The 16,697-nt window shown below is 70.7% G+C and carries 15 protein-coding genes; 10 read left to right on the top strand and 5 right to left on the bottom strand.

Annotated features, from left to right (window positions below):
- Positions 1–90 precede the first annotated feature (90 nt).
- Positions 91–3,630, top strand: coding sequence for a DNA polymerase III subunit alpha (dnaE, locus tag AQI70_RS01790; RefSeq protein WP_062144934.1), 3,540 nt, complete (start codon positions 91–93; stop codon positions 3,628–3,630).
- 91 nt (positions 3,631–3,721) lie between these two features.
- Here dnaE and AQI70_RS39465 read toward each other — a convergent pair whose 3' ends face one another.
- Positions 3,722–3,886 (bottom strand): hypothetical protein, encoded by a 165-nt coding sequence (locus AQI70_RS39465; protein ID WP_167358876.1) that lies wholly within the window; start codon positions 3,884–3,886, stop codon positions 3,722–3,724.
- A 247-nt stretch (positions 3,887–4,133) separates the two neighbouring features.
- Here AQI70_RS39465 and AQI70_RS01785 point away from each other — a divergent pair, with 247 nt between their 5' ends.
- The 4 genes from AQI70_RS01785 to AQI70_RS01770 all read left to right on the top strand — a co-directional run bounded on the left by AQI70_RS01785 (position 4,134) and on the right by AQI70_RS01770 (position 8,260).
- Positions 4,134–5,354 (top strand): NYN domain-containing protein, encoded by a 1,221-nt coding sequence (locus AQI70_RS01785; protein WP_062143060.1) that lies wholly within the window; start codon positions 4,134–4,136, stop codon positions 5,352–5,354.
- Positions 5,355–5,567: 213 nt separating this feature from the next.
- Positions 5,568–6,542, top strand: a complete 975-nt coding sequence (locus AQI70_RS01780) for an ABC transporter ATP-binding protein (RefSeq protein WP_037889652.1) — start codon at positions 5,568–5,570, stop codon at positions 6,540–6,542.
- Between the two features lie 106 nt (positions 6,543–6,648).
- Positions 6,649–7,473 (top strand): ABC transporter permease, encoded by an 825-nt coding sequence (locus AQI70_RS01775; protein ID WP_062143057.1) that lies wholly within the window; start codon positions 6,649–6,651, stop codon positions 7,471–7,473.
- 34 nt (positions 7,474–7,507) lie between these two features.
- The gene (locus tag AQI70_RS01770; RefSeq protein WP_079051106.1) at positions 7,508–8,260 is read left to right on the top strand and encodes a DUF2567 domain-containing protein; all 753 of its coding nucleotides are present in this window, start codon (positions 7,508–7,510) and stop codon (positions 8,258–8,260) included.
- 302 nt (positions 8,261–8,562) lie between these two features.
- Here AQI70_RS01770 and ybaK read toward each other — a convergent pair whose 3' ends face one another.
- The 4 genes from ybaK to AQI70_RS01750 form a co-directional block, all read right to left on the bottom strand.
- Complete coding sequence (gene ybaK, locus AQI70_RS01765; RefSeq protein ID WP_062143052.1) at positions 8,563–9,069, bottom strand: Cys-tRNA(Pro) deacylase; 507 nt, start codon at positions 9,067–9,069, stop codon at positions 8,563–8,565.
- 79 nt (positions 9,070–9,148) lie between these two features.
- Positions 9,149–9,886, bottom strand: coding sequence for an LON peptidase substrate-binding domain-containing protein (locus tag AQI70_RS01760; RefSeq protein WP_062143049.1), 738 nt, complete (start codon positions 9,884–9,886; stop codon positions 9,149–9,151).
- Positions 9,887–9,897: 11 nt separating this feature from the next.
- Positions 9,898–10,944: a hypothetical protein gene (locus tag AQI70_RS01755; protein ID WP_062143046.1), complete on the bottom strand. Its 1,047-nt coding sequence runs from the start codon at positions 10,942–10,944 to the stop codon at positions 9,898–9,900.
- Positions 10,945–11,114: 170 nt separating this feature from the next.
- Positions 11,115–12,692 carry a hypothetical protein gene (locus tag AQI70_RS01750; RefSeq protein WP_062143043.1) on the bottom strand — a complete coding sequence of 526 codons (1,578 nt, stop codon included), beginning with the start codon at positions 12,690–12,692 and terminating at the stop codon, positions 11,115–11,117.
- A gap of 178 nt (positions 12,693–12,870) precedes the next feature.
- On the opposite strand from AQI70_RS01750, the gene hisD reads away from it, so the two are divergent.
- Genes hisD through hisH form a run of 5 tightly spaced genes read left to right on the top strand, consistent with a single transcriptional unit; the run spans position 12,871 to position 16,694 of the window.
- Positions 12,871–14,196 (top strand): histidinol dehydrogenase, encoded by a 1,326-nt coding sequence (gene hisD / locus AQI70_RS01745; RefSeq protein ID WP_062143041.1) that lies wholly within the window; start codon positions 12,871–12,873, stop codon positions 14,194–14,196.
- On the top strand, positions 14,193–15,299 hold the full coding sequence (locus AQI70_RS01740) for a histidinol-phosphate transaminase (protein ID WP_062143038.1): 1,107 nt from the start codon (positions 14,193–14,195) through the stop codon (positions 15,297–15,299). The genes hisD and AQI70_RS01740 overlap by 4 nt, the downstream gene beginning before the upstream one ends.
- The gene (gene hisB / locus AQI70_RS01735) at positions 15,296–15,889 is read left to right on the top strand and encodes an imidazoleglycerol-phosphate dehydratase HisB (protein ID WP_037889654.1); all 594 of its coding nucleotides are present in this window, start codon (positions 15,296–15,298) and stop codon (positions 15,887–15,889) included. Before AQI70_RS01740 ends, hisB begins: the two co-directional genes overlap by 4 nt.
- Positions 15,886–16,050 (top strand): hypothetical protein, encoded by a 165-nt coding sequence (locus tag AQI70_RS39460; RefSeq protein ID WP_004001975.1) that lies wholly within the window; start codon positions 15,886–15,888, stop codon positions 16,048–16,050. Before hisB ends, AQI70_RS39460 begins: the two co-directional genes overlap by 4 nt.
- Entirely contained in the window at positions 16,050–16,694 is a 645-nt protein-coding gene (gene hisH / locus AQI70_RS01725) for an imidazole glycerol phosphate synthase subunit HisH (protein WP_062144931.1), read from the top strand. The genes AQI70_RS39460 and hisH overlap by 1 nt, the downstream gene beginning before the upstream one ends.
- Positions 16,695–16,697 lie beyond the last annotated feature (3 nt).

Genomic DNA, 16,697 nt, shown 5'->3' with positions numbered 1-16,697 from the left:
GATCCTGTCGACGTCCGCCCGCCCGTCACCCGACCACCGCCCCTCAAACGAGGCGCTTCGCGCCGCACCTGCTCATTGGAGGCCGAAACCGTGTCAAAGCCGCCGTTCACGCACCTGCACGTCCACACCCAGTACTCGCTGCTGGACGGTGCCGCGCGGCTGAAGGACATGTTCAACGCGTGCAACGAGATGGGCATGACGCACATCGCCATGTCCGACCACGGCAACCTCCACGGGGCGTACGACTTCTTCCACTCCGCGCAGAAGGCCGGAATCACCCCGATCATCGGGATCGAGGCTTATGTCGCCCCCGAGTCGCGGCGCAACAAGCGCAAGATCCAGTGGGGCCAGCCGCACCAGAAGCGGGACGACGTCTCCGGTTCCGGTGGTTACACCCACAAGACCATGTGGGCCGTGAACAAGACGGGCCTGCACAACCTCTTCCGGCTGTCCTCGGACGCGTACGCCGAGGGCTGGCTCCAGAAGTGGCCCCGGATGGACAAGGAGACCATCTCCCAGTGGTCCGAGGGGATCGTCGCCTCCACCGGCTGCCCCTCCGGCGAGGTGCAGACCCGGCTGCGCCTCGGCCAGTTCGACGAGGCCCTCAAGGCCGCCGCGGACTACCAGGACATCTTCGGCAAGGACAAGTACTTCCTGGAGCTGATGGACCACGGCATCGAGATCGAGCACCGGGTCCGCGAGGGCCTGCTGGAGATCGGCAAGAAGCTCGGCATCCCGCCGCTGGTCACCAACGACTCGCACTACACCTACGCGCACGAGGCGGGCGCCCACGACGCCCTGCTGTGCATCCAGACCGGCAAGAACCTCTCCGACCCGGACCGCTTCAAGTTCGACGGCACCGGCTACTACCTGAAGTCCACGGACGAGATGTACGCCATCGACTCCTCGGACGCCTGGCAGCAGGGCTGCGCCAACACGCTCCTCGTCGCCGAGATGGTCGACACCACCGGCATGTTCGAGAAGCGCGACCTCATGCCCAAGTTCGACATCCCCGAGGGCTACACCGAGGTCACCTGGTTCAAGGAGGAGGTCCGCCGCGGCATGGAGCGCCGCTACCCGGACGGCATCCCCGAGGACCGCCAGAAGCAGGCCGACTACGAGATGGACACCATCATCTCGATGGGCTTCCCCGGCTACTTCCTCGTCGTCGCCGACTTCATCATGTGGGCCAAGAAGCAGGGCATCGCCGTCGGCCCCGGCCGAGGCTCCGCGGCCGGCTCGATCGTCGCCTACGCCCTGGGCATCACCGACCTCGACCCCATCCCGCACGGCCTGATCTTCGAGCGGTTCCTCAACCCCGAGCGCATCTCGATGCCCGATGTCGACATCGACTTCGACGAGCGCAGGCGCGTCGAGGTGATCCGGTACGTGACCGAGAAGTACGGCGCCGACAAGGTCGCCATGATCGGCACGTACGGCACCATCAAGGCCAAGAACGCGATCAAGGACTCCGCGCGCGTGCTGGGCTACCCGTACGCGATGGGCGACCGCATCACCAAGGCCATGCCCGCCGACGTCCTCGGCAAGGGCATCCCGCTGTCCGGCATCACCGACCCGAACCACCCCCGGTACTCGGAGGCGGGCGAGGTCCGGGCGATGTACGAGAACGAGCCCGACGTGAAGAAGGTCATCGACACCGCCAAGGGCGTCGAGGGCCTGGTCCGGCAGATGGGTGTGCACGCCGCCGGCGTGATCATGTCCAGCGAGACCATCACCGAGCACGTCCCCGTCTGGGTCAGGCACACCGACGGCGTGACCATCACGCAGTGGGACTACCCGAGCTGTGAGTCGCTCGGCCTGCTGAAGATGGACTTCCTGGGCCTGCGCAACCTGACGATCATGGACGACGCCGTCAAGATGGTGAAGTCCAACAAGGGGATCGACATCGATCTCCTCAGCCTTCCGCTGGACGACCCCACGACCTTCGAACTGCTCCAGCGCGGCGACACCCTCGGCGTCTTCCAGTTCGACGGCGGCCCGATGCGCTCGCTGCTGCGGCTGATGAAGCCGGACAACTTCGAAGACATCTCCGCCGTGTCGGCCCTGTACCGCCCGGGCCCGATGGGCATGAACTCCCACACCAACTACGCCCTTCGCAAGAACGGCCAGCAGGAGATCACGCCGATCCACAAGGAGCTCGAAGAGCCCCTCAAGGAGGTCCTGGACGTCACCTACGGCCTGATCGTCTACCAGGAGCAGGTGCAGAAGGCCGCCCAGATCATCGCGGGCTACTCGCTCGGCGAGGCCGACATCCTCCGACGGGTGATGGGCAAGAAGAAGCCGGAGGAGCTGGAGAAGAACTTCGTCATCTTCCAGGCCGGCGCCCGCAAGAACGGCTACAGCGACGAGGCGATCCAGGCCCTGTGGGACGTGCTGGTCCCGTTCGCCGGCTACGCCTTCAACAAGGCGCACTCCGCCGCGTACGGCCTGGTCTCGTACTGGACCGCCTACCTCAAGGCGAACCACCCCGCCGAGTACATGGCCGCGCTGCTGACCTCCGTCAAGGACGACAAGGACAAGTCGGCCGTCTACCTGAACGAGTGCCGCCGCATGGGCATCAAGGTGCTCCCGCCGAACGTCAACGAGTCGGTGCACAACTTCGCCGCCCAGGGCGACGACGTGATCCTCTTCGGCCTCGAAGCCGTACGCAACGTCGGCACGAACGTGGTCGAGTCGATCATCAAGGCCCGCAAGGCCAAGGGTAAGTACGCCTCCTTCCCCGACTACCTCGACAAGATCGACGCGGCTGCCTGCAACAAGCGCACCACGGAGTCGCTGATCAAGGCGGGCGCCTTCGACAGCCTGGGGCACACCCGCAAGGGCCTTACCGCGCACTTCGAGCCGATGATCGACAACGTGGTCGCGGTCAAGCGCAAGGAGGCCGAGGGCCAGTTCGACCTCTTCGGCGGCATGGGCGAGGAGCAGAGCAACGAGCCCGGCTTCGGACTCGACGTGCAGTTCACGGACGAGGAGTGGGACAAGACCTATCTGCTCGCCCAGGAGCGGGAGATGCTCGGTCTGTACGTCTCCGACCACCCGCTCTTCGGTCTGGAGCACGTCCTGTCCGACAAGGCCGACGCGGGTATCGCCCAGCTCACCGGAGGCGAGCACGCGGACGGCGCGGTCGTCACCATCGGCGGCATCATCTCGGGCCTGCAGCGCAAGATGACCAAGCAGGGCAACGCCTGGGCCATCGCCACGGTCGAGGACCTGGCCGGTTCCATCGAGTGCATGTTCTTCCCGGCGACGTACCAGCTCATCTCCACCCAACTCGTCGAGGACGCCGTCGTGTTCGTCAAGGGCCGCCTCGACAAGCGCGAGGACGTGCCCCGGCTCGTCGCGATGGAGCTGATGGTCCCGGACCTGTCGAACGCCGGCACCAACGCGCCCGTGGTGCTCACCATCCCCGCGGTCAAGGTCACCCCGCCCATGGTCAGCCGCCTGGGCGAGATCCTCAGCCACCACAAGGGCGACAGTGAGGTCCGCATCAAGCTCCAGGGCCCGACCAAGACGACGGTGCTACGGCTGGACCGGCACCGCGTGAAGCCCGACCCGGCGCTGTTCGGCGACCTGAAGGTGCTGCTCGGGCCGTCCTGTCTGGCGGGCTGAACGGCAGAGCACCGAAGGTGAGAGGGGCGCACCCCGCGCGGGGTGCGCCCCTCTTCCTGTGCCTGGGTCTCAACAACCCGTTATGCAGATGTCAGTTGTGACCGAAGCGCTTCTGCCGGCCCTTGCGGGCCATGTCGCCCGGCGTCACCTGCGTGATGCGCTGCTCGGCCTGCGTCTCCATCGAGGACGGCTGGGCCTGCTGCTGCCCACGCTCGGGCTGCGGCTGCTTGCGGTCCTGCTTCTTGTTCTTGGCCATGGTGATCTGCCTCCTGTGGGGGATCTAGGGGCCAGGGCCGGGACCAGATTCACATAGGCTGACCAAGAGTGCATTTCGGATAATTACCGTGTGTAACAGCGGTTGTCGGGGCGTGAGGCGTGGCGCGCCGGGGCCGCGATGCCCCGAAACGCCACGCCGAAGATCGAGTTCGGCCCGTTAACCCTCGCGTGGTCGGGCAGACTCGAAGGAAGCCCGAAGCAAACCTCCCAGGAAGAGGGTGAGTCGCGTGGACCGCTGCATCGTCCTGGTGGACGCCGGGTATCTGCTGGGGGCCGCCGCGAGCCTCCTCGCCGGGGAGCCCTCCCGGTCCCGGATCACCGTCGACCACACCGCCCTCATCCAGGGGTTGCGCGAACGCGCCGAGTCCGACACCCAGCAGCCCCTGCTGCGGATCTACTGGTTCGACGGCGCCCCCGACCGCGTCCCCCAGCCCGAGCACCGCAGGCTGCGCGTGATGCCCCGGGTGACCGTCCGGCTCGGCGCCCTGACCCGCAGCGACGGCCGCTGGGCCCAGAAGGGCGTGGACGCCGCGATGCACGCCGAGCTCACCGAGCTGGCCCGCAACCGCGCCTGCTCGGACGTGGTCCTGGTGACCGGGGACGGCGACCTGCTGCCGGGCATGATGGCCGCCAAGGAGCACGGCGTCGCCGTACACCTGTGGGCCGTGCAGGCCGCCGACGGGGACTACAACCAGTCCGAGGACCTGGTCGCCGAGGCCGACGAACGGCGCGTGCTCGACCGTACGTGGATCACCCAGGCCGTACGCGCCAAGGAGCTCACCGGGGTGTGCGCGCCGCCGCCCGCGCCCCGGCCCGAGATCGCCGCGATCCTGTCGGCGCCGCTGCCCGACTCCGCGCTCGGCGCGACGGCCGAGCGGTCCGCCGAGGAGGGCCGGCACGCCCCGGCGGTCGCCGCCTCGGAGAACGGCGCGCAGGAGCGCGTGCCGGCGCCCAAGGGCGTGCCCACGCCGAAGGACCTCGCCGCCCTGCGCGCGCCCGGCGTCCAGCCGGCCCCGCACCCCGCGAGCGCGACGCTGCGCTGGTCCTCCGACAAGGGGTGGGTGGACCGGCCCGGCGTCGCGGCCGAGCCGCCCGACGCCGCCTCGATGCCGACGCTCGCGCAGCTGACCACGGCGGAGCAGCGGTGGGCCGACCGGGAGGAGGACATCACGACGGTCGGCGGTGACCCGTACGAGGTGGGGCAGGTCTTCGCGCGGCGGTGGATGGAGCGGCTGGGGGACCAGAGCCATCTGCAGAAGCTGTCCGGGATGTACCCGCGGATTCCGCACCGCATCGACGGGGAGCTGCTCAGGTACGCGGCTCGCTTCGGGTTGCTCGCGCACAAGGACGACCAGATCGACGAGCACGACCGGTATGCGATCCGGGCCGGATTCTGGCGGGAGATCGATGTGCGGACGGCTGCGGAGCACGCGCCTGCCGGCGAGTGAGCCGAGTGGCTTCGCGGTGAGCCCGCCGCCGGGGCGCGCCGACGTGGGCGGGCGTCATTACGGCGGATTTGTCATCACCGGGAGATTTGTGGCCGCGAGCTGTCGGTTTGTGCCGAGTGGCCGACCCGAGGGCGGATGCGGGTCCCGGACCCCGTAGGCTCGTCCCTTGTGAGTACGCGCGTGGCACAGGCACTTCGGCACAGTGGTGATGTCGTGTGCGCCGTGCGCGGGCTGACCAAGACCTATCCGCCCGTCCGAGGACGGCGCGGAGCACCCGGAACTCCCGAGGTACGGGCCACCGACGACGTACGGCTGGACATCCGGCGCGGCGAGATCTTCGGGCTGCTCGGCCCGAACGGCGCCGGGAAGACCACCCTCGTACGGCAGCTCACCGGGCTGATGCGGCCCGACGCCGGGAGTGTCGAGATCCTCGGGCACGACATCGTGCGGCACCCGGAGCGGGCCGCGCGCATCCTCGCCTACCTCGGGCAGGAGGCCACCGCCCTCGACGAGCTGACCGTGTCGCTCGCCGCCGAGACGACCGGGCGGCTGCGCGGCCTGGACGTACGGCAGGCGCGGGCCGAGCGGGACGCCGTACTCGACGAGCTGGGACTCACACCGCTCGCGGCGCGTCCGCTGAAGAAGCTGTCCGGCGGACAGCGGCGGCTGGCCTGCTTCGCCGCCGCATTGGTGGGCGAGCGGCCGCTGCTCGTGCTCGACGAGCCGACCACCGCGATGGACCCGGTGGCGCGGCGGGCCGTGTGGTCGGCCGTGGACCGGCGGCGGGCCGAGCGCGGGACGACCGTGCTGCTCGTCACCCACAACGTCATCGAGGCCGAGACCGTGCTCGACCGGGTCGCGGTGCTCGACCGGGGCCGCGTGATCGCCTGTGACACGCCGTCCGGGCTCAAGGAGCGGGTCGCCGGCGAGGTGCGGGTGGAACTGCTGTGGCGGGACCGGGCGCCCCTGGACGTCCCCGAGGTCGCCGCCCTGCGGGACCGGGCCGTGGAGTCCGGGCGGCGCTGGACGCTGCGGCTCGCCCCCGAGGAGGCCCGCGCGGTCGTCGCCACCGTCACCGGCGGGGCCGCCTTCGCCGCGCTGGACGACTTCACGCTGGCCACACCGAGCCTGGAGGACGTCTATCTGGCGCTGGGCGGGGCCGCGCAGCAGGGGCTGGTGAAGGCTTGAGCACGCAGACCGCCGTATCCGTATCGGTATCCGTGCGGAACAGGGCCACCGTACGGAACAGGGCCACCTCCCCAGTGATCCCCCGTGTGAAAGGGAGCAGCGCCACGTGAGTGTCGTACCCGCCGAGGTTCTGCCGGGCAGTGCCCTGGCCGTGGACGAGACGGCCGCCGTCGGCGCGGCCGAGCTCGGGCCGCGTGCGCGGCTGTGGCCGTCGCTGTGCGCCGTGTACCGGGCACAGCTGTCCCGTGCGCGGGTCGCGCGGATCCCGCTGCTGTTCGTGGCGACCTTCCAGTCGATCGGGATCATGATCCTGATGCGCGGGGTCGTGGACGGCGGGGGCGAGGCGCGGGCCGTGGTGGCCGGATCGTCGGTGCTGGTGGTCGCCTTCGTCGCGCTGAACCTGCTCGCGCAGTACTTCGGGCAGCTGCGGGCGAGCGGCGGGCTCGATCACTACGCCACGCTGCCCGTGCCGCCTGCGGCGGTGGTGCTGGGGGCGGCGGGCGCGTACGCCTCCTTCACCGTGCCGGGGACCATCGTGACGGCCGTCTTCGGGTGTGTGCTGTTCGGGCTGCCGATGGCGCATCTGTGGGTGCTGGTCGCGGTGATCCCGCTGGCGGGGGCCGCGCTCGCCGGGCTGGGGGCGGCCCTCGGGCTGCTCGCGCCGCGGCCGGAACTGGCCACGCTGCTCGGGCAGTTGGGTATGTCGGCGGCGCTGCTGCTGGGCGTGCTGCCGGCCGACCGGATGCCGGAGGTCGTGCGGTTCACGCGGGATCTGCTGCCGTCGACGTACGGCGTGGAGGCCATCGCGCGGACCTTCGGGGAGCGGCCCGACTGGGCGTTCGTGCTCGGGGACCTCGCCGTGTGCGGGGTGGTCGGATTCGTCTCGCTGGCCGTCGCCACCTGGGCGTACCGCCGGGCGGCCGTCCGGTGACGCGCCGCACAGGCCGGCCTGGCACGATGGCAGGGTGACCGCTCCGCTGACTCCTCCGCCGCCGCCACGTGACCAGTCCCCGAACCAGGCATGGCAGTCGCCCGCTGCCGGGTACACGTCTGCCACGCCGCATGACGGCGTACCCGACGCTCCCCCGGGCTCAGGCGGTCCGCATGGCTCTTACGGCGCGTACGGCACGTACGGCATATATGGCTCGTACGAACAGGACGGTCCCGGAATGAAGACCGAAGTGCGAGAGGCCGCCGTGGTCGCGGTGGTGGTGGCGCTCGGTGGAGTGCTGCTCGGGGTGCTGTGGTGGTGGCTGGCGCCGAGTGTGCCGCTCGTCGGGGACGTCGTCGACAAGAGCTGGGTCGTCTACTTCAAGGACTCCGAGGGGGAGCAGGCCGTCGGGGTGGACGGAACGTTCACTCTGCTCGCGCTCGCGTTCGGGCTGGTGAGTGCGGTTGCCGTCTTTCTCTGGCGGCGGCGTGGGGGCGTGCCGTTGGTGGTCGCGCTGGCTCTCGGGGGGTTCCTCGGGTCGTTGCTGGCCTGGCGGGTCGGGGTGTGGCTCGGGCCCGCGGAGGATGTGATCGCCCACGCCAAGGAGGCGGGCAAGGGGGTCACCTTCTCGGCGCCGTTGAAGCTGGGGGCCAAGGGGGCGTGGCTGGCCTGGCCGCTGGGCGCGTTGGTGGTGCATCTGGGGCTGACGGCGCTGTTCGGGCCTCGGGACGCGGATCCGTATCAGCGGCAGTTGGAGGCGCAGCAGCTGGGGGCTCCGCCGGTCTAGGGCTTGGGTGGCTCGGTGGTCGCGCCGGGTTCTCGCCCCCGCCGCCCCTGCCGTCCCGTCCTCCAAGGGTGCTGCCCTTCGACCCCGGGCTGTCTGGGGGCCCGCGGCCCCCAGACCCCCGCTGTCGGCCCTGAACGGGCCTCGTTCCCAGACGCCGGACGGGTTGAATGATGCCGCTGCTCGTTGCTACGCCGGGCGTCGTCCGTGGTTGGAGCGGCCCTTCTTGATGCGCCACTTGCGCTTCCGCGTTTTCTTCGACATGTCCCTCGTAGTTAATCGAGGACACCGGGTTCGTCGAGGGGTCACGCACGCCCGATGGGGGCCAGGGTCGCGTTCGTGAGCTTGGTCAGGTCGTCGGGGGAGAGTTCGACCTCCAGGCCGCGGCGGCCCGCCGAGACGCAGATCGTGGGGTGGGCGCAGGCCGACTCGTCCAGGACCGTGGGGAGCTTCTTGCGCTGGCCCAGGGGGGAGATGCCGCCCCGGACGTAGCCCGTGGTGCGTTCGGCCAGGGCGGGGTCGGCCATGGTCGCGCGTTTGCCGCCGACCGCTGACGCCAGGGCCTTCAGGTCCAGCTGGCCCGCCACCGGGACGACGGCCACCGTGAGGTTTCCGTCCACGTCCGCCACCAGTGTCTTGAAGACGCGGTCCGGTGACACGCCCATCGCCTCCGCCGCCTCCTCGCCGTAGGAGGGGTGGGCGGGATCGTGGTCGTAGGAGTGGGTCGTGTACGCGACGCCGGCGGCCGTGAGCGCCACCGTCGCCGGCGTGCCGCCCGACTGCTGCTGTTGCTTCTTCGACTTCTTCGCCATGCCGTCCTGCCAGGTTCCGCCGGTTACCGGTGCGTCCCGCTCGCTGCCCGCTCGGTTTCGACCGCTCAGTCTTGCCCGCTCAGTTGAGGTTCGTCGGGCCGCGTGTCAGGTCCGACGCCGGCAGCGACGGCAGCGTACGGATGATCGAGGTCTCGGCGCGAAGGAGTTTCAGTTCGTCACGGAGGCGGGATGCGGTGTCCGGGGCCTGGAGCAGGCGCTGCTTGGTCGGGGTGTCCAGCACCATGGCGGCCGCCACCAGGTAGGAGACGACCGAGGGCTGGTCCGGGAGGTCGGCCGCCGTGGACAGGGAGCGTTCGCGGGCGCCTGCCAGGCGCTTCTGGTACTGGCGGAACGCCCGCAGCACCCCTTCCGCCAGCGCTCCCGCCTCGTCACCCGGCTCTTCCGGCAGCTCCTGGAGCTCCGCCGTGAGGAACGGGCCCGACGCGTCCACCGCGACCAGGCGTACGCGGGTCGTTCCCGTCGCCAGTACCTCGAAGGTGCCGTCGGCCCGCTCCCGGATCGTCGCCGCGTCCGCCACACAGCCCACCCCGTGGAACGCCTTGACCGGGTCCGGGCCGAACCCCGCCGCGGGGCCGCGCTCGGGGAGGGCCGTGGGGTCGGGCATGCCGGGTGCGCTCGGGGCCACCTCGTGGCCGTCACGGATCGCCACGACGGCGAAACGGCGCGGTTCCTCCTCGGGGGTCTTGAGCAGTTCGCGCATCATGGCGCGATAGCGCTCCTCGAAGACGTTCAGCGGGAGCACGAGCCCCGGGAACAGCACCGAGTTCAGGGGAAAGAGCGGAAGGCGGACGGTCACGGCGCCAAAGCCTAGTCGTCGCCCGAGTGGACGCGTCCGGCGCGCCCACTTCGTGGATGGCCGGGGCGCGCGCCGCGCGGTGTGGCGGCGGCCGTCCGCAGCCGTACCTCGTCGCGCACGTCCAGGAAACTGCCGAGCGGATCGTCCGAGAACCGGCCCCAGGGGAACGAGGTGGCGTACGGGCCGATCAGCCGCAGCTGCTCCAGGGCGTCCTCCCAGCGGCCCAGGCGGACCAGGACGTACGCCAGCTTGTTGCGGATCGCGGCCGGCCAGAGGTCGGCCGCCGGGAACCGGGAGGAGAGCCCGATCGCCCGGTCGACCGCCGCCTGAAGCCGCTCGGGCGGCACGCCCGGACCGCAGCCGTCGGTCAGGCAGGCGAGGGCGGCCCGGGTGGGCAGGGCCTGCAGCAGGGAGTCGGCCGGGGCGTCCTGCGCGGCCCGGTCGGCGAAGTCGAAGCACTCCCGGTGCGAGCCCTGCCAGGAGGAGGCCAGGTAGCGCAGGGCCGCCACATGGCAGCCGTAGTGCAGCGGGGCGCGGCGCACGGCCGCCTCCCACAGTTCCCCGAAGTAGGTGTGTCCGGCCCGTGAGCCGCGCGCGTGGTCCAGCGCGATCCGCCATGGCACCGGGTCGCGGTCGTCGGCCCGCGCGGCGGCGGTGATCAGCGGACTCACCTCGCGCAGCAGCTCGGCCCGGGCCGGGGACCGCCAGGCGCGGTCCACCGCGAGCTGGGCCTTGACCAGCAGGGCGTCGGGATCGTGCGGGGCGGCCGCGCACCAGGCCTCCAGCCACTCCGGCCGCGAGTGCGCGAAGGCCGCCAGACGCAGCGCGTACCCGTCGCGGTACTCCCACTGCGCGGTCCGCCGGGTGGCGGCGAGCAGCTCGGCGGCGGCCTCGTACGCGCCCCGGCCGGCCGCGACCAGCGCGGGTCCGAGGCGGTCGTCGGGCGCGTCGAGGAGCACCTCGTCGTCGGCGGGGAGTCCGGCGGCGGGGTGTTCTACGGTCCTTGGCGTCCGGGACGCACGGCCGAAGGGGAGCAGCAGAGCCATGGTGTCGACCATTGAAGGACCGCTGGTCACGCCCGCGCCAGAGGGTTCGGGCAACCCGTGGAAAGTTGTACGCGGATGGGTCAAGAAACGGTAAAAGGTCAATGGTTCAACAACTGTCCTACATTCATAAGTTCAGCTCAGAGCCCTCACCGACCGCACAAGATGTCAGCGATCTCAGTGGGTCAGCTGCGTCGCAGCAGGCGCGTCGCCCCGGCCGCCACCGTCGTCGCCAGGACCCAGCCCAGCAGGATCATCGCCGCGGCCAGCCACTGCCAGCCGCCGCTCAGCTGCCAGAAACCGACCTGGCCCAGATCGATGACGGGCAGCAGCAGGTCGAGGGCGAAGAGGGCCGGGTTCCAGGTCGGATGCTCGCCGCCCTTGAGCGGCGGGTGCTCGGCGTATGTGAAGGCCACGGAACTCGCCGCCCACAGCACCGCCATCCAGACGGCCGCCCGGCCCGGCCGGTACCCGTAGGCCACCATCCAGTCCTGCGCGTACCCCCAGAGCTTGGCCGCGAGCGGGAGCGTCTCGCGGCGGCGGCGCTGCTTGGCGAGGAGCACCTCGCGCGCGTCCTCGTCCTCGCCGCCGGCCCGCAGCACGGTGGCCAGCCGCTCGTACGGCTCCGGGTTGTACTCGGCGGTCGCGGCGGCCACCCACTCCAGCCGCCGCTCCAGCGGGAACGGGCCGCGCGGCACGAGGTTCTCGTAGCTGAAGCCGCCCATGTGCAGCAGGCCGGGGCCCGGCCAGGCGTCCGCCCGGTCCATCAGGTTGACCACCCGCGCCCCCGACAGCACCACCCCGCCGCGCTCCGGCCGCTCCCCGAGGAAGCGCAGCTCGGGCGTCTGGACGCGGCGCAGCGACAGCTCCTGCTCGCCGGTGAAGGTGAACCGGGCCCGCTCCAGGTCGACCGCGTCCCCGAACCGCCCGTCGTCCAGCCGCACCCCGCCCTGGCACTCGAACCGCTGGATGCGCGTCCCGCGCGCGGGGGTGCGGCCGCTCAGTAATGGGTTGCCCACGCCCGCCGGGGTCAGATACAGCGTGCGCCCGACCGTCAGCTGAGGGGCGTTCAGCGCGAGCCGCGTGTACGGGTTGACCAGCCGCGCGCCCCGCAGGCTCAGCGACACGCCGATGTTCGCGCCCCGCAGGCTCAGCTCGCCGTGCGACTCCAGCATCTCGGCCTGCAGGTCCTGGCCGACGTTCATGCCGTCCCCGGCGATCGAGCGGCCACTGCGGTCGCGGTAGACGATCGCCTGGTTGAGCAGCAGGTCCGTACCGATGTGGGCGTCGGTGAGCCGTACCCCGTTGTGGAAGCGGCAGCGCGGCAGATGCAGATCGCCCTCGGTGTGCACCCGGGCCGCCTCCAGCCGCGGCACCGCGCAGTCCACCAGCCGTACGGTCGTGAAGCGGGCCTCCGGCAGCAGGATCTCCCGGTCGAAGCGGCAGCCGCGCATCTCGACATACGGCACCACCGTGCCGCCGGCGAGTTCCATCGTGCCGCTGATCCGCACGCCGACCAGCTTCAGCGAGGACACCCGGCCCGCGAGGGCGGGCGGTCCGTCCAGCAGCAGCCAGCAGATGATCCGCGCGCGTACGGTCCGCTCGTCTCCCCAGGGGTGCCCGCCGTGCGGATCGTCGACGGTCGTGTCCCCGCTGCTCAGGTCGTACACGCTGCCGTTGCGGAAGGCCTGCCACATCCCGGCCTCGGCCGCGGTCAGTCCGTCCGGCAGGTCCCCGTCCGGGATGCCGGCCCCCTCGGTCACAGCTTTTCCTTCCTCCCCGGTTACTCGCGGGTCGTTTGCCTCGTACAACCGTTCATGCCCGCTGAGTAACGCCCCGAACGCCAGACGTGAAGGAGATCTTCCAGGTTCCTGCGGCGACTCGTATCAGCCATTGGAACGCGCCCACGGGTCACGAGCCGGGTCTGCGAGAATTGAGCCCGTGATCTCCCGAATCGATCTGCGCGGCGACGCCCTTCCCGAGGGCCCCGCCCTGCGCGACCTGCTGCCCCGAGCCGAGTTCGACGTTCAGGCCGCCCTGGAGAAGGTGCGTCCGATCTGCGAGGCCGTGCATCATCGGGGCGACGCGGCGCTGATCGACTTCGCCGAGAAGTTCGACGGGGTCAAGCTCGACCAGGTGCGGGTGCCGGCCGCGGCGCTCACGCGCGCGCTGGAGGAGCTCGACCCGGCCGTGCGCGCGGCCCTGGAGGAGTCCATCCGCCGCGCCCGGCTCGTCCACCGCGAGCAGCGCCGTACGACGCACACCACCCAGGTCGTGCCCGGCGGCTCGGTCACCGAGAAGTGGGTGCCGGTCGAGCGCGTCGGGCTCTACGCGCCCGGCGGCCGGTCGGTCTACCCGTCCTCCGTGGTGATGAACGTCGTCCCGGCCCAGGAGGCCGACGTCGAGTCGATCGCCCTCGCCTCGCCCGCCCAGGCCGAGTTCAACGGCCTGCCGCACCCGACGATCCTCGCCGCCTGCGCGCTGCTCGGCGTCGACGAGGTGTACGCCGCCGGCGGTGCGACGGCCGTCGCGATGTTCGCGTACGGCACCGAGTCCTGCCCGCCCGCCAACATGGTCACCGGCCCCGGCAACATCTGGGTCGCCGCCGCCAAGCGCTACTTCACCGGCAAGATCGGCATCGACGCCGAGGCGGGTCCGACCGAGATCGCGATCCTGGCCGACGCCACCGCCGACCCGGTGCACGTCGCCTCCGACCTGATCAGCCAGGCCGAGCACGACCCGCTCGCCGCCGCCGTCCTCGTCACCGACTCCCCGGAGCTCGCGGACGCGGTGGAGAAGGAGCTGGAGCCGCAGGTCGCGGCCAGCAAGCACATCGACGACCGGATCGTCCCGGCCCTCAAGGGCAAGCAGTCCGCGATCGTCCTGGTGGACGGCGTCGACGAGGGCCTCAGGGTCGTCGACGCGTACGGCGCCGAGCACCTGGAGATCCAGACGGCCGACGCGGCCGCCGTGGCCGACCGGGTGAAGAACGCCGGCGCGATCTTCATCGGCCCCTGGGCGCCGGTCTCGCTCGGCGACTACGCCGCCGGGTCCAACCACGTACTGCCCACCGGCGGCTGCGCCTGCCACTCCTCCGGGCTGTCCGTGCAGTCCTTCCTGCGCGGTATCCACATCGTCGACTACACGAAGGACGCGCTGGCCGAGGTCGCGCACCACGTGGTGACGCTGGCGGAGGCGGAGGACCTGCCGGCGCACGGCGCGGCGATCAAGGCGAGGTTCGGCTGGAAGGTACCCGGAAGCAAGTGACTGGCATCGACGATCTCCCCGTACGGGACGAGCTGCGCGGCAAGTCCCCCTACGGCGCGCCCCAACTCGACGTGCCCGTACGGCTGAACACCAACGAGAACCCCTACCCGCTGCCCGAGCCCCTGGTCGAGCGGATCGCCGAGCGTGTCCGCGAGGCGGCCCGGAACCTCAACCGCTACCCGGACCGGGACGCGGTCGAGCTGCGCACCCAGCTCGCCAGGTACCTGACGGACACGTCCGGCTACGAGGTGGGCCTGGCCAACGTGTGGGCCGCCAACGGCTCCAACGAGGTCATCCAGCAGCTGCTGCAGACCTTCGGCGGACCGGGCCGTACGGCCATCGGCTTCGAGCCGTCGTACTCGATGCACGGCCTCATCTCGCGCGGCACCGGCACCGGATGGATCTCCGGCCCCCGGAACGAGGACTTCACCATCGACCTCGCCGCCGCCGAGAAGGCGATCGCCGAGCACCGGCCGGACGTCGTCTTCATCACCACGCCCAACAACCCCACGGGCACCGCGGTGCCGCCCGAGACGGTCCTCGCGCTGTACGAGGCCGCACAGGCGGCGAAGCCGTCGATGGTCGTGGTCGACGAGGCGTACATCGAGTTCAGCCACGGCGACTCACTGCTGCCGCTGCTCGAAGGCCGGCCGAATCTCGTCGTCTCCCGCACGATGTCGAAGGCCTTCGGCGCCGCCGGCCTGCGCCTCGGCTATCTCGCCGCGCACCCGGCGGTGGTGGACGCCGTCCAGCTCGTACGGCTGCCGTACCACCTGTCGGCCGTCACCCAGGCGACCGCCCTGGCCGCCCTGGAACACACCGACACGCTGCTGAAGTACGTCGAGCAGCTGAAGGCGGAGCGGGACCGGCTGGTGAGCGAGCTGCTCGCCCTCGGCTACGACGTCACGGCGTCGGACGCCAACTTCGTGCAGTTCGGCCGGTTCGACGACGCGCACGCCGTCTGGCAGAAGATCCTCGACCGGGGCGTCCTGGTCCGGGACAACGGCGTGCCCGGCTGGCTGCGGGTCACCGCCGGAACCCCCGAAGAGAACGACGCGTTCCTCGACGCGGTACGTGAACTGAAGAAGGAGCAGAGCGCATGAACCGCGTAGGACGCGTGGAGCGGGTGACCAAGGAGACCTCGGTCCTCGTCGAGATCAACCTCGACGGCACGGGCCAGGTCGATGTGTCGACCGGCGTCGGCTTCTACGACCACATGCTCGACCAGCTCGGCCGGCACGGTCTGTTCGACCTGACCGTGAAGACCGAGGGCGACCTGCACATCGACTCGCACCACACCATCGAGGACACCGCCCTCGCGCTGGGTGCCGCCTTCAAGCAGGCGCTCGGCGACAAGGTGGGGATCTATCGATTCGGCAACTGCACGGTCCCCCTGGACGAGTCGCTGGCCCAGGTGACGGTCGACCTCAGTGGCCGCCCGTATCTCGTGCACACCGAGCCGGAGAACATGGCGCCGATGATCGGCGAGTACGACACCACGATGACCCGGCACATCCTGGAGTCCTTCGTCGCCCAGGCCCAGATAGCGCTGCACGTGCACGTGCCGTACGGACGCAACGCGCACCACATCGTGGAGTGCCAGTTCAAGGCGCTGGCGCGGGCACTGCGCTACGCGTCCGAGCGCGACCCGCGCGCGGCCGGCATCCTGCCCTCCACGAAGGGCGCGCTGTGAACGGCACGTCGACCGTCCTGATCGTCGTCGGCCTCTTCCTCGTCGGCGGGATCATCTCCTTCGTCAAGCAGCAGATGCCGAGGAGCCTCGTCGTGCTGCTCTCGATCGGCGCCGCGATGTGTCTGGTCGCGGGCGTCATGAGGCTGGAGGTGTGGAACTGATGAGCACCGTCGCGAAGAAGGTCGTCGTCTTCGACTACGGCTTCGGGAACGTCCGCTCCGCGGAACGCGCCCTCGCGCGCGCGGGAGCCGACGTCGAGATCACCCGTGACTTCGACAGGGCCATGAACGCCGACGGCCTGCTGGTGCCGGGCGTCGGCGCCTTCGCCGCCTGTATGCAGGGGCTGAAGGAGGCCCGCGGCGACTGGATCATCGACCGCAGGCTGTCCGGCGGACGTCCCGTGATGGGCATCTGCGTCGGCATGCAGATCCTGTTCGCGCGCGGCATCGAGCACGGCGTCGAGACCGAGGGCCTCGGCGAGTGGCCGGGCTCGGTCGAGCCGTTGCAGGCCGACATCGTGCCCCACATGGGCTGGAACACCGTGGACGTGGCGCCCGGCACCGAGCTGTTCGCCGGCCTCGACGCGGACGCGCGGTTCTACTTCGTGCACTCCTACGCGGTCCACGACTGGGACCTGGAGACGCACAACCCGACCATGACCGCTCCCAAGGTCACCTGGTCGACGCACGGCAAGCCCTTCGTGGCCGCGGTGGAGAACGGCGCCCTGTGGGCCACCCAGTTCCACCCCGAGAAGTCCGGCGACGCCGGAGCGCAGCTGCTCACCAACTGGATCGGAACCCTGTAGAGA

Origin of the sequence: Streptomyces curacoi, from assembly GCF_001513975.1 — a bacterium.
GTDB lineage: Bacteria > Actinomycetota > Actinomycetes > Streptomycetales > Streptomycetaceae > Streptomyces > Streptomyces curacoi.
Note: the sequence above shows the minus strand (reverse complement) of the source record. Positions and strands in the feature narration are given on the sequence as shown.

Excerpts from the sequence above, each read along its gene's own strand:
- AQI70_RS39465 (WP_167358876.1), bottom strand. The coding sequence starts at position 3,886 with ATGGCCAAGAACAAGAAGCAGGACCGCAAGCAGCCGCAGCCCGAGCGT.
- ybaK (WP_062143052.1), bottom strand. The coding sequence starts at position 9,069 with ATGGCGAAGAAGTCGAAGAAGCAACAGCAGCAGTCGGGCGGCACGCCG.
- AQI70_RS01755 (WP_062143046.1), bottom strand. The coding sequence starts at position 10,944 with ATGGTCGACACCATGGCTCTGCTGCTCCCCTTCGGCCGTGCGTCCCGG.
- hisB (WP_037889654.1), top strand. The coding sequence starts at position 15,296 with ATGAACCGCGTAGGACGCGTGGAGCGGGTGACCAAGGAGACCTCGGTC.
- hisH (WP_062144931.1), top strand. The coding sequence starts at position 16,050 with ATGAGCACCGTCGCGAAGAAGGTCGTCGTCTTCGACTACGGCTTCGGG.